General features: G+C 53.0%; 12 protein-coding genes, 1 tRNA gene and 1 riboswitch. Of the genes, 6 read left to right on the plus strand and 7 right to left on the minus strand.

Going from position 1 to position 13198, the window contains the following annotated elements:
- Positions 1–204: 204 nt before the first annotated feature.
- Positions 205–450: a hypothetical protein gene (locus tag AC16KF_RS04815; protein WP_484036166.1), complete on the minus strand. Its 246-nt coding sequence runs from the start codon at positions 448–450 to the stop codon at positions 205–207.
- A 299-nt stretch (positions 451–749) separates the two neighbouring features.
- Here AC16KF_RS04815 and AC16KF_RS04820 point away from each other — a divergent pair, with 299 nt between their 5' ends.
- Positions 750–3857, plus strand: a complete 3108-nt coding sequence (locus AC16KF_RS04820; protein ID WP_484036167.1) for a serine hydroxymethyltransferase — start codon at positions 750–752, stop codon at positions 3855–3857.
- Positions 3858–4026: 169 nt separating this feature from the next.
- Here the strand turns inward: AC16KF_RS04820 and AC16KF_RS04825 are convergent.
- Positions 4027–4098: transfer RNA gene (locus AC16KF_RS04825), tRNA-Arg, on the minus strand.
- Positions 4099–4167: 69 nt separating this feature from the next.
- Between AC16KF_RS04825 and AC16KF_RS04830 the strand changes: the two genes are divergently transcribed.
- From AC16KF_RS04830 to AC16KF_RS04850, 5 genes are all read left to right on the plus strand, one after another.
- Positions 4168–4587, plus strand: coding sequence for a hypothetical protein (locus tag AC16KF_RS04830; RefSeq protein ID WP_484036168.1), 420 nt, complete (start codon positions 4168–4170; stop codon positions 4585–4587).
- Between the two features lie 496 nt (positions 4588–5083).
- Positions 5084–7813: a valine--tRNA ligase gene (locus AC16KF_RS04835; protein WP_484036169.1), complete on the plus strand. Its 2730-nt coding sequence runs from the start codon at positions 5084–5086 to the stop codon at positions 7811–7813.
- A gap of 26 nt (positions 7814–7839) precedes the next feature.
- A riboswitch (FMN riboswitch) is annotated at positions 7840–7979 on the plus strand.
- Between the two features lie 222 nt (positions 7980–8201).
- The gene (locus AC16KF_RS04840; RefSeq protein ID WP_484036170.1) at positions 8202–8948 is read left to right on the plus strand and encodes an ABC transporter permease; all 747 of its coding nucleotides are present in this window, start codon (positions 8202–8204) and stop codon (positions 8946–8948) included.
- A 59-nt stretch (positions 8949–9007) separates the two neighbouring features.
- Entirely contained in the window at positions 9008–9982 is a 975-nt protein-coding gene (locus AC16KF_RS04845) for an ABC transporter substrate-binding protein (protein ID WP_484036171.1), read from the plus strand.
- A gap of 81 nt (positions 9983–10063) precedes the next feature.
- Positions 10064–10810, plus strand: coding sequence for an ABC transporter ATP-binding protein (locus AC16KF_RS04850; protein WP_484036172.1), 747 nt, complete (start codon positions 10064–10066; stop codon positions 10808–10810).
- Positions 10811–11078: 268 nt separating this feature from the next.
- Here the strand turns inward: AC16KF_RS04850 and AC16KF_RS04855 are convergent, their stop codons facing one another.
- From AC16KF_RS04855 to AC16KF_RS04875, 5 genes are all read right to left on the minus strand, one after another.
- Positions 11079–11360 carry an XRE family transcriptional regulator gene (locus AC16KF_RS04855; RefSeq protein ID WP_484036173.1) on the minus strand — a complete coding sequence of 94 codons (282 nt, stop codon included), beginning with the start codon at positions 11358–11360 and terminating at the stop codon, positions 11079–11081.
- A 4-nt stretch (positions 11361–11364) separates the two neighbouring features.
- Complete coding sequence (locus AC16KF_RS04860; protein ID WP_484036174.1) at positions 11365–11721, minus strand: type II toxin-antitoxin system RelE/ParE family toxin; 357 nt, start codon at positions 11719–11721, stop codon at positions 11365–11367.
- A gap of 195 nt (positions 11722–11916) precedes the next feature.
- Positions 11917–12141, minus strand: coding sequence for a DUF2277 domain-containing protein (locus AC16KF_RS04865; RefSeq protein ID WP_484036175.1), 225 nt, complete (start codon positions 12139–12141; stop codon positions 11917–11919).
- Between the two features lie 9 nt (positions 12142–12150).
- Positions 12151–12492: a hypothetical protein gene (locus tag AC16KF_RS04870; protein ID WP_484036176.1), complete on the minus strand. Its 342-nt coding sequence runs from the start codon at positions 12490–12492 to the stop codon at positions 12151–12153.
- A gap of 53 nt (positions 12493–12545) precedes the next feature.
- A complete protein-coding gene (locus tag AC16KF_RS04875; RefSeq protein WP_484036177.1) occupies positions 12546–13163 on the minus strand; it encodes an REP-associated tyrosine transposase in 618 nt (205 codons plus the stop codon).
- Positions 13164–13198 lie beyond the last annotated feature (35 nt).

Genomic DNA, 13198 nt, shown 5'->3' on the forward strand with positions numbered 1-13198 from the left:
ACTGATGTTACGCAGTTGAAGCCAGTCTGGTCTCCGTAACGCGACATTCATGTCGCTTTTGCACAAGAATAACCTGAAAGGCGAGATAAATCTCGCATTACGAGCCCTACTGCGTAACATCACTTAATAAATCCGCAGATGATGCGGATTTCACGGATTTTTAAAGTCATCTGCGCAATCTGCGGATCAATCTTTCTCAATCCATCACCTTCGCTTGCGAACGTGGACCGCGACCGGTTTTGGGCGCGGGTGAAGCGGAGTTTGATAACGATGGCGTAGAAGCCATTCGAACGACGCCAGCGATTTTACCCAGGCAATCAGTTTGATTTTTCGTTGATGGCTTCGATAACGGTTTTCAAGAGCCTTTTCGATATCGTAGCGAACAATCCCGGGCTTGAATGGAAACGCAGGCAGGCATCCGCTTCGATACAGGAAGATGATCGGTTCCATACAACACCTCCATGAATAGCATACGGGGTCGCACATCCAATTTCAATTATGACGTTTGTCACCAACCAGCGTTCGGGACTTGCCCCGCTTGGCGATAACGTCTACAATTCGGATTGTCCGAATTAACAAAAAACTACCTACCTGACAGTTTTAAAAATGGGACGCAGATAAACGCGGATTTCTCAAAAAACGGGCAAAAAAGTTTTTATCAGCGTTTTCAGCGCGCTTCGCGGTCAGCGTCCAAAAAAGGAAAGTGCCGGGTAGTTAGACAAAAAATAACTCTCTCAAGGAGATACACAATGTCCGACTTTCTTTTCCGCGGTTCGCTCGAAAAACTTGACAAGGATGTCTACGATCTCACCCAACTCGAACAGGAGCGGCAGGCGCGCAAGTTGATCCTCATTGCGAGCGAATCCACTGCGCCGATGGCGGTGCGCGAGGCGTTATCGTCCGCGTTCCAAAATATCTACGCCGAAGGTTATCCCGATGAAGAGACGCGCTGGATGGACGATGACGAGATCCTCGATTACCCGATGCGTTTGGCGGAATATCGCCGGGACAGCGATCCGCGTTACTACAAAGGAGTCGAATATGCGGACACGGTCGAAGCGCTCGCCCGTCGCCGCGCCGCGCAGACCTTCGCCGCGAACGGAATTTCTGCCGACCAGATTTACGTCAACGTGCAAGCGCTCTCCGGCGGACCCGCGAACAACGCGGTTTATCACGCGCTGATCGAGTTGGGCAGTACCGTGATGGGACTCAACCTGCTTCATGGCGGACATCTCTCGCACGGTTCGTCGGTCAACCGCAGTGGCAAATGGTTCAAGGCTGTCCATTACACGATTGACCAGAACGAAAAAATTGACTATGAAGCCGTCCGCGCGTTGGCGAATGAACACAAACCGAAACTGATGATCGCGGGCTACTCGTCCTATTCATGGATGCCCGATTGGAAAAAGTTCCGCGAAATTGCGGATGAAGTCGGCGCGTATTTTCTGGCGGATATTTCGCACATCGGCGGGCTGGTCGCGGCGGGCGTTGTCCCTTCGCCGATCGGGTTCGCGCATGTTGTGATGTCTACCACGCACAAGTCCATTGACGGGCCGCGTGGGGCGGTGTTGATGACGACGGATGCGGCGATCGCGAAGAAGATTGACAAAGCCGTCTTCCCCGGCGAACAGGGCGGACCGCACGTCAACGTGTTCGCGGCTCTCGCGCTGACCTTCAAACTGACTCAAACGAAACAGTTCAAACAACTCCAATCTCAGACTCTCAAAAACGCCAAAGCGATGGCGGATCAATTCACCAAGCGCGGACTCCGCGTCCCGTTTGGCGGAACGAATACGCATCTGGTGAACGTGGATTGCACAAGCATTGTTGGCGAGGATGGCACGAGACTCAGCGGCGACCAAGCCTCGCGCATTTTAGATATCGTCGGCGTGGTCGTCAATCGCAACACGATTCCCGGCGACAAGAACTCGATGGATCCTTCGGGCATTCGGCTCGGCACGCCCTGGATCACGCAACGCGGCTTCAACGAAAAGATGACGCGCGAACTCGCCGACATCATGGCGGATGTTCTGCTCGCGTGCGCGCCTCACTCGGTGGATACCGTTCGCAAGGGACGTCAACGCCGCGCGAAGGTGGATTTCAATGTGTTGAATAACGCGAAGTTGCGCGTGCGTAAGTTGACAGAGAAGGCGGGGATTGATTTCAAATATAAGAAGAGCGGGTATCCGCATTACTATTTCATTGATGACAAATCTAAAACTGGTGTGTTTGAGTTGACGGGCTTCCGCGTGCGACAGATGCTGGATTTCGCAGTGTCGTCCGATCTGAGCGCGTTGAAGCCGGGAGAATCGCAAGCGACAACGATCGCTACGCCAAAAGGAGTTGTCAAGGGAACGCTCACCTGCGTGGACATGGGCGCGTACTACCTACAAGTCCCTGCGGCGAAGGCGGGAGTCATAGCAACATGGTTGCGAGATCTGTCGGATGGATACACATCGTTTGTGTTGAACGGCGAAAAAGATTTCAGCGCGAGGAGGATGCCGGGTCCAACCATCGTGATGGATTGGAAAAAGTTGAAGCCCGCGAAGGTGAGCGGAAACGGCGTCAGCGCAGAGAAACCTTACTACGTGGGAGCAGTCTCCACGTCCGCGAAAGAGGCGTTGCCGTCGTTCACATGGAATGAATCCGAGGGTGAACTCAAGAAGACGGCGTTGAATCAAGTCCATCGCGATCTCGGCGGGCGGATGGTTCCGTTCGCGGGGTGGGAGATGCCTGTGGTGTACACGTCTATTTATGAGGAGCATTTGGCGACGCGGCAGGCGGCGGGGCTGTTCGATGTTTCGCACATGGGCGTGTATGATGTGCGCGGCGCGGATGCGGCGTCGTTTTTGGATACGGTATGCGGCAACGATTGCGGCGGACTGCAACCGGGCGCGTCGTTGTACACGCATTTCCTCACGCCCGATGCGGATGTGCTGGATGATACGCTCGTGTATCGGCGCGGCTGGGATGATTTTCTCGTGGTCGTGAACGCATCGAATGACGATAAGGATCGCACGTGGCTCGAAAGTGTGCGCGATGGAAAAGTGAAAATTGATAACGCGCGTCCGTGGGCACGGACGTTTGGATACAACGCGGAGATCCGCAACTTGCGCGACGTGAAGTCTGGTTCTGCCATGCGAGTGGATATCGCCCTTCAAGGTCCGAAGTCGCGTGATGTGTTGTTTGCGATGGGCGTGGATGATGAGACACGTAAGAAAGTAATTGCGCTCAAAAGGACTGAGTTATGTAATGCAGTAATTGGTAATTTCGATCTGATCGTTTCGCGCACGGGCTACACGGGCGAGAAGATGGCGTTCGAGTTGTTCGTCCATCCTGAGCGCTCGGTCGAGTTTTGGAATACGGTTCTGAAAGTGGGCGAGTCGTTTGGCGTGAAAGCGATTGGTTTGGGCGCGAGAGATTCGTTGAGAACCGAGGCGGGACTTCCGTTGTATGGGCATGAAATGGGACTTGGCTCTGGCAAACTTGATGGACGTGATCTTGGCGTCGCCGAAGGCGGATTTGGTTCATATGTGAAAACGTACAAGCCGTGGTTCATCGGACGCGAGGCGTTCGTTGCGCGTGAGAAGGAACGCAAAGGCGTGGTGATTCGATTTACTTTCGACGAGCAACGCACGCGCATGGCGCACAACGGGGATCCTGTCGTCAACGCGAACGGCGAGCGCATTGGCTTCGTCACCTCCTGCGCGATTGACGGACAGCGATTCATCACGGGTCAGGCATTCGTGCAGTTGGCGTATGCCAAAGAAGGCACACCGATTGGAATCCATCAAGGCGGCGTGATGGATCGTCCCGCCGGGATGGCGAAGGTGGTCAGCAGGTTTGCGAAGTTGTAGAAGAAAATAGTTTAGGCAATTCCCCGCCATGCGCTTAAATGATGAACGCCAGGGTGAGGGGGGCACCCTAGCGTTCATCGCTTTGAATATTACTATATCCCTACCGGTTTTGCAAGAGGAAATTTATTAGCGTTTCATGATAAACGGCGGAACGATCTGTCTATATCTATGCCCCGGGCGGGAATCGAACCCACATCTAAGCCTTAGGAGTGCCTTGTTCTATCCATTGAACTACCAGGGCGATGAGGGGATTATATCAAAAACGCGGTGAGGTTTTATAATTCCGCCAACAAAGACAGGGAGACGAGACATGCCAAAAGCGAAGAAGGTATTTCATCCGTCATATCGATATGATCTAGCCGATTACGATGAGCGCGCAAGGCTTCTCATTGGCTGGCCCGGTTATCGGACAGCACGGAATAGATCAGGATTGGGGTACGCAGAGACTCAAGCCGAATTGGGGCGTATGCAAGGATTGTTCATCCGCTGGCTGGTGACAGGGAGGTTTCGCACGCATCATCCAATTTATCTGTTTACCATGGCGATAGGCGGAGTGATGTATGGCGGCATTCCCTTTCTCCTTATCCTGCATGAAGTCTTGGTTGGGAACAAATGGAGCTACCTTCTTCTCTTGTTGTTTCAACCCGGCATTATTTTTGGGCTGTTGGTCATGGTCAATGCTTTGCTCAGTCTATTCGATTGGAAGGGCTCAACAATTACAGGCGAATAATCGCTTGACTCAGATTTCAACCCTCTTTATAATCCCAGCCATTCAGAAGTAGTAGGCGAAAGATTGCCTGATAGAGAAGAGCGCGCACAGTGGAAGCGCTCACAGGAAAACAACGCCGAAGTCATCTGAAGTTACTGGCGAAGAAAACCACTGATAACTGTTTACTGATCACTGGTAATTAGACCGTCGCGGGATTGCCCGTTACAGCAAATTCAAGAGCGTTTGTTAGTTTTATAGTTACATAGTTTGATGGTTTCTTCGTTGGAACCAAACAACTATCAAACTATCCCACGAAGAACTACTTAACTAACAACGAATTGAGGTGGTACCACGGAGCCGCCGCCCTGAGCAATGCCGAAGGGAAACGCTTCGTCCTCTGATTGGACGGAGTGTTTTTGTTTAAGGAAAACGTACACAGGTAAACAAGTAGACAAGGAAACAAGGAACGTGTATACGTGCGTACTTGTTTCCTCGTCTACACCGAAGGAGCAACCAAATGACCAAACACGAACTACCCAAAGCCTACGACTTCAAAGCCACCGAGTCGCGCATCTATGCGATGTGGGAGGCGGGCGGATTCTTTCAACCGCACAATGACCCCAACAAGCCGGGCTTTGATCCGAACGTCGAGCCGTTCGTCATTTCGATCCCGCCGCCAAACGTGACGGGCGAACTGCATCTCGGTCACGCCATGTTCGTCAGCGTCGAAGACCTGATGATCCGCTATCACCGCATGAAGGGCTACTCCACGCTGTGGGTGCCGGGCACCGATCACGCTGGCATTGCCACGCAACTCATGGTGGAACGCGACCTCCTGCAAAAAGAGGAAGTGACGCGCGAAGAACTCGGACGCGAGGAATTCCTCAAACGCACATGGGAATGGAAGCGCAAATACGGGAACATCATCACCACTCAGATCCGACGCCTCGGCGCTTCGTGTGACTGGAGTCGCGAACGCTTCACCCTCGACGATGGGCTGAGTCGCGCCGTAAGGGAGGCGTTCGTCCGCCTCTACGAAAAGGGACTGATCTACCGTGGAGCGCGTCTCATCAACTGGTCGCCGGGACTCAAAACTGCGGTCTCCGATATCGAAGTGGAATATAGCGAAGAAGAAGCGACGCTGTATTACTTCAAATATATGTTGTCCAGCAGTTCAACTGCTGGACAATCGGAAGTCGGGTATATCCCCGTCGCCACCATCCGCCCGGAAACAATCCTCGGCGATACGGCTGTGGCGGTGCATCCCGGCGATGAACGATTCAAAAAATTCATCGGCAAGACAGTCATCGTGCCGATTCTTGGACGCGAGATTCCCGTGATCGCGGATGAATACGTGAGCATGGAGTTCGGCACGGGCGCGCTCAAGATCACGCCCGGTCACGACCCGAACGATTACAACATCGCGCAGAAACACAACCTGCCCATTATCTCCGTGCTTGATGTGGAGGCGAAGGTCAACGAAAACGGAGGCAAGTACAAAGGTCAGGACCGATACGAAGCGCGGAAAAATCTGTGGGCTGACATGAAAGCCGCGGGACTCGTCATCAGGGAAGAGAAATACACCACAACCATCCCGCGCTCGCAACGAGGCGGAGAGATCGTCGAGCCAATGATCTCCGAACAGTGGTTCGTGAAAATGGACTCGCTTGCGAAAGCGGGACTCGATGCCGTGCGCGATGGACGAATAAAAATTGTTCCCGAACGATTCGAGAAGACGTATTTCAACTGGCTCGAAAATATCAAAGACTGGTGCATCAGCCGGCAGTTGTGGTGGGGACATCGCATCCCCGTGTGGTATTGCGCGGACGGGCATATGACCGTGACGCGCGAAGACCCAACGGAATGCGCGACGTGCGGCTCGAAAGAACTTCGCCAGGATGACGATGTGTTGGATACGTGGTTTTCATCGGGCTTGTGGCCCTTCTCCACATTGGGCTGGCCCCAAGAAACGCCCGATCTGAAATATTTTTACCCGACCACCTACATGGAAACGGGCTACGACATCATCTTCTTCTGGGTGGCGCGCATGATCATGATGGGACTCGAATTCACCGGCGAAGCGCCGTTCCACACCGTGTATCTGCATGGCTTGGTGCGCGACGAGCATGGACGCAAGATGTCCAAGACGTATGGCAACGTGATCGACCCGCTCACCGTGATGGACGAATTCGGCACGGACGCGCTTCGCTTCACCCTTCTGGTTGGTTCCACGCCCGGGCACGACATGAACCTTTCGGTCAAGCGCGTCGAAGCCAACCGCAACTTCGCCAACAAACTTTGGAATGTGGGCAGGTTTGTGATTAACACGGTGTCAGGTTCCACGTTTCAAGTTTCGGATACTGATGACCGATCACTGTCCACTGATCACTGGACTCTCGCCGATCAATGGATCTCCGCCCGCCTCAACCAACTCGTCCGCGATGTGGAGCGACAATTCCAGAATTTCCAATACGGGCAGGCTGGGCAACAAATTTACGATTTCATCTGGTCTGATTTCGCCGATTGGTATGTGGAAGTTGCGAAAGAGCAAATGAAGAACGAAGCGACTCACACACAGACAATTGAAACTTTGGCGCGCGTGTTCGATACTTGCTTGCGATTGTTGCATCCGTTCACGCCGTTCGTCACCGAAGAAATTTGGGGACACTTGCGAAGCGCGTTACGCGAGTCCCCGATCTCCGGTCTCTGCAAAGATTGGCCCGCCGCTCTCGTTGTGGCGAAGTTCCCACAGCCGAGTCAGCCCGAAGGGTGGGAAGAAGCGAAGCTCGCCGACTTCGAGCTAATTCAAGAGATCGTGCGCTCCATCCGCAATTTGCGCGCGGAGGAGAATGTCGCGCCATCGAAAAAATTATCCGCGACGATCATCGGCGGTGACAAGATGGATTTGCTAAATGAGCAATCCTCTGTCATTGCCGCGCTTGCCGGGCTCAACCAATCTCAAATCTCCAATCTCCAATCTCTCGCGGAGAAACCCAGCGATTCAGTTTCCCTCGTCGTCGGCTCTGTCGAAATTTATTTGCCGCTGGCGGGCATGGTTGACCTTGCCGAAGACAAGTCGCGCCTTGAAAAAGAATTGAAGGAAGCCGAGTCGCACATCGAGCGATTGGAAAAATTACTCGCAGGCGACTTCGCCAACAAAGCCCCCGCCGCGCTCGTGCAAAAAGAACGCGACAAACTCGCGGGTTATAAAGACACGGCTGAAAAGATCAAGTCGCAGTTGAAGTAAGTTGGCGTATAATCGCGTCAATTGAATACAACCTTCGGGGCAGGGTGAAATTCCCGATCGGCGGTACAGCCCGCGAGCAGGTAGAACCGACTTAAGTCGGTCATACGGCACGATACTGGTGTAATTCCAGAGCCGACAGTCATAGTCTGGATGAAAGAAGGATATCGACTCACCGCGAGTCTGATTCGACGTATCCCCGAAAACGCACGATGTTTTCGGGATTTTTATTCGTTTCGGACTCAGGGATGTCTGATTCTGCGCCCCGACCTTTCGCGGCGCTTTTTGTTTTCCCCGCCGAGCGGAACGAGCCTGAGCCTGTCGAAGGGGAATGTAGTCGAAGCGCCGCGACGAAAGAAGAAAGACGAAAGACTAGCAATAAGCGTTAGGTATGCCAAAGAAACTCGCTCCCATCCTCCTCTCCGTTCTCGCCTTCCTCCTCGGCTGGGACCTGCTCACGCGCTTCGGCGGAATCCCCAACTTCATTCTGCCCTCCCCGCTCAGCGTGTGGACTCGTTTCCTCAAAGCCATGAGCGATGGAAGTTTGCCGCATCACACCGCCATCACATTGAGCGAAATCGTGCTGGGACTCATCGTCGGCGTAACATTTGCCACGATTGTAGGTTATGCCCTCGCCAAATCGCGTTCACTGGAAAAAGTGTTGTCGCCGTATCTTGTTGCGAGTCAGGCGATTCCCGTCATTGCGATTGCGCCGTTGCTGGTCATCTGGCTCGGAGATGGGATTCTCTCGAAGGTGGTCATCTGCGCGTTGATCGTGTTCTTCCCCGTGCTGGTGAACACGATTGTGGGAGTCCGCGCTGTGCCAACTGCGTTATACGATTTGATGAACTCCCTCCACGCCTCGCGCGCGCAGATCCTTTGGAAGGTAGAAGTACCCGCGTCTCTGCCTGTGTTTCTCGGCGGCTTGCGTATCGGCGCGACTCTTTCGGTCATCGGCGCGATTGTGGGAGAACTTGTCGACGCGGAAAGTGGTCTCGGCTTTTTACTGCAACTCGGCGACTTCCAATACGACACGCCGATGGTCTTTGTCGCCGTCTTCACCTTGATCGCGCTGGCGTTGATGTTGTATGGGATCGTGAGAATGTTGGAGAATAAATTTTTGAAGTGGCAAAATTAGCAAACAGACCTCACAGGTCTCTGAGACCTGTGAGGTCTACTCAACAAAAGGAGATTTACATGTTTCGCAAATTAGTTTTACTCATGCTGGGGCTGTCGCTGATGTTGACGGCGTGCGGCAAGCCGAACGTCGAGAATGAAGCGTTGACCCACATCCGTTTGCCAATGGGGTACATCCCCAACATCCAATACGCGCCGTTCTATGTCACAGTTGAAAAAGGATATTTCAAAGACGCGGGCATCGAGATCGAGTTCGATTACAAATTTGAGACCGACGGCGTCGCGTTGGTGGCGGCGGGCGAGTTGCCGTTCGCGGTCGTTTCGGGCGAACAGGTTTTGTTGGCGCGCGCGCAGGGATTGCCCGTCACGTATGTTGCCGCGTGGTATCAGCAATATCCCGTGTCGGTGGTCGCGAAAAGCGAGGCGAATGTGCTTGTGCCGCAGGATTTGAAAGGGAAGAAGATCGGCTTGCCCGGTTTGTTCGGCGCGAGTTATATCGGTTTGCGCGCGTTGCTCGCCGCGGGCAAACTCACCGAAGCGGATGTGACTCTCGATGCGATCGGGTTCAATCAAGTGGAACTGATGGCGGCGGGGCAACAAGATATCGTTGTCGGTTATGCGGCGAACGAACCGTTGCAATTGCGCGCGCAGGGAATCGCAGTGACCGAGTTGCGCGTGGCAGATTATGCTCAACTCGCGGCGAACGGTTTGCTCGCAAGTGAAAAAGTGATCGCGGAGAATCCCGAACTCGCGCGGGCATTCGTCGACGCGTTCTTGAAGGGATTGCAATACACGATTGATCGTCCTGATGAGGCGTTCGAGATCAGCAAGGCGTATATCCCGAATTTTTCCGAACTGGATGCCGATGTGCAAAAACAAGTGCTCGAAGTTTCCATCGAACAATGGAAGGCGGAACGACTGGGTTACTCCGATCCGCAGGCGTGGGAGAACATGCAAAATGTTTTGCTCGAGATGGGCTTGATCGCGGAACCGCTTGATCTGAGCAAGGCGTTCACGAATGAGTTTGTGCCGTGAAAACTTTACCGCTAAGACCGCGAAGATCGCAAAGAAATCTTTAAAAACTTCGCGGCCTTAGCGTGCTTCGCGGTTTAAAAAATGTCTCATACGCCAATCCTCACCATTAGCAACTTATCTGCCGTATTCCAAAATGATAACGGCGGACTTCACGCGCTCGATGACGTTTCCTTCAACGTTCGCGCGCGAGAATTTGTGTGCGTGCTGGGTCCATCGGGTTCGGGCAAAACAACTCTCTTGCGAATTCTCGCGGGGTTGATTCCGCCCACGTCGGGCGCGTTCACGTTCGGTCGCGGCGAAGAGCCGAGCATTGGCATGGTCTTTCAACAAGCGACCCTCATGCCCTGGCGCACGGTGACGGAGAATATCCGACTTCCGCTCGAAGTGAACAAAGTAGATGAAACCACCGCGCTCAAAAAAACAAGCGAGATGATCGAACTGGTGGGGCTAACGGGATTTGAAGACTCGCTCCCGCGCGATCTCTCCGGCGGGATGGCTCAGCGCGTGGCGATCGCGCGCGCGCTCATCCATGACCCCGACCTGCTTCTGCTCGATGAGCCTTTCGCCTCCCTCGATGCCATGACCCGCGAACGCATGTGGACAGAGTTATCCAACCTCTGGCAGGCGCGCCAGAAGACCGTCATCATGGTGACGCATTCGATCAACGAGTCGCTATTTTTAGCGGATCGCGTCCTCGTGCTGACTCAACGTCCCGGCAAAATCAAAATGGACATGGAAGTTGACCTGCCGCGCCCGCGCAAAGATGAGATTCGTTACACGTCCCAGTTTGGGAAATTGGCAAAGAAGTTGAGAGGGGCGATTGAATGAATCAAACCATCCCGCAGGCGCTGTCCTGAGCCTGTCGAAGGGTTTTAGCAAGGCAACACTGCTTGCCCTAAAACCTGCGGGACGTTCTGCGTAAAAGACTGTTTCTTAACTCTTTCTTTGCCGCAGAGCGCGCAGAGAACTCTGAGAAAAACCTATAAAAAATCTCTGTGGGCTCGGTGTTCTCCCCTGGCACCGCCCGCCAGGGCAGGTGTGTGGCTGAGGCTCTTTTTCAGCCTTTCTGAAACACTCTCTAAGGCAATTGAACAACTTACGCCAGTTCCACTTTGAGTTTCTTCCCCAACGCAGACGCGGCGCGTTCCAAGGTCGAAAGTGTGACGGACGAATTTGCGGGATCAAGTAGGCGTTCTAAAGCGGCGCGGCTGGTCCGCATCTTGTCTGCCATTTCTGTTTTGCTGAGTTTGCGGGCTTTCATCTCCTCCGCGATTTGGTATGCAATGACGCGTTTAATGGCTACCGCTTGCGCCTGTTCAAGCAGTTTTTCCTCACGCAAGAAATCGTCGAAGTTGCTTCCCATATTTTTTCTTTTCATTGCCTTATTCCTTTTCTATATCTGCCAATCGGCGGCGGGCGGTATTCAAATCATCCAGAGGCGTCTTCTGTGATTTTTTTACAAACCCGTGCAACAGTATCATCGTGTTGCCACTTACTGTAAATATCACACGAGCTATTCCATGACGGGTATTCGAGCGCACCTCCCACAGTCCTCGTTCTAATTTGCGGATCAAGGGCATCCCGAGGGGCCAACCAAATTGTGCAGTTTTGATATCTTCGCCAATGACCCTCTTCTCATCGCGGTTAAGGCTTTTCAGCCACTCGCGGACAGGTTCATTGCCTGCATCGGTCCGATAAAAGAACACGTTCAGAATCGGCTGTCTCTGCTCTTTGTCCACGACAGTAGTGTACCATAAATGATACACTCGTCAAGGCGATAAATTTAGACACGGTTCGATTTGGAAAATTGGCAAAGGAGTTACGCGCGGCGATAGAGTGAATCAAACCGTCCCGCAGGGTTCAGCAAGGCAACAATGCTTGCCCTAAAACCTGCGGACGATTCATTTACGGCGCGATCCACGCCTGGAAGAAATTCAACTTTGTGCCGATACTACGGTTCCGTTTTTTACAGCAAGATTCTGTAGCAAGGTTTGCGTTGCTTTTGAAATTTCCTCCAACGCCCTCTCAAACGCCGCTTCATTGACTTTGGATGGTTTGCGGTAGCCGCTCACCTTCCGCACGAACTGCAATGCCGCCGCGCGAATCTCTTCCTCGGTGGCGGGGATGTCACTGCGTAATGTTTTGATAGTTCGGCACATGGTTTACTCCTATTGCGCCAACGGCGGCGCATCCTTTCCATCCAGCGTGTACATATCCGCGTCGGCGGGTTGAAGTTTAACGTTGAAGATCGCCTGCAATTTCCCGTTGGCGACTTCGAGCAGTTCATCCAGTTGCGCCTGATCCTTTGCCTCGCCGCGAAAGACAATATCTTTCCTTCCGTTCAGCCTCTGGATGAAATGGATCCATGCAAACGTGCCGTCTTTTTTCTTCTTGGCGAGCAACTTGTACATACCCACTTCGGGAATGTAAGGCGTGATCCACGCGCCAGCGATTTCCTCGCCCTCGTCTATCGACATCATCGCCATTTCACGCAGGGACGGTTGTTTCATTTTTTGTGTTCCTCCGTAGTAACGACTCCGCGAAGCGCCCTGTGGGTTAGTCGTTAATCGTTCTTCACATCATCATCCCACCCATTACCAAAATCAACAGGCGGAGTATATGATTTCCAATGTTCACGAAGCCATTCTCTCCCGTTATCTTCGTAATAGAGTGATAGGCTCGACCACTGCCAGTCGTAAGCATCTTTCACATAACCGTGTTTTACGGGATTGTAATGGATATAGTTGAATGCCGTATGAAGCTGACCATCATTTCTGATGTATGTGTCAGCAAATTTATACCAGACGCGGCGTTTGCCCGTTAGCCCGTCCTCGATGTTCCATTCGCGGGAGGTTGTTCCATGCAACTGTTTTAGCGCGGCTGATACATGCTCCAATGCCTGAATATAGGCAAGGACATGATAATGATTTGGGAGTACAACCCAAGCGACCAGGCCCTTCGCAATTTCGCGAAGGGCAGTCAATAAACGGGATTCAAACTCAGTCAGACGTTCGGGCGATTTCATGATGGGTTTATGCTCAAAAATCGCCGCCGAGATCATATAAGCCCCAGCCTCACGGAACGGATGCGGCGGCGCGTGTAACGGGTAACCGCGCGTGCGGCGATAGTTGACAATGATTTCGCGTTCCTTGGGCGAGAGTTTGCGATATTCGTAAGGCATGGCTTATTCGTAGTAACGACTTCAGTCGTTACAGG

Source organism: Candidatus Defluviilinea gracilis (genome assembly GCF_057138825.1).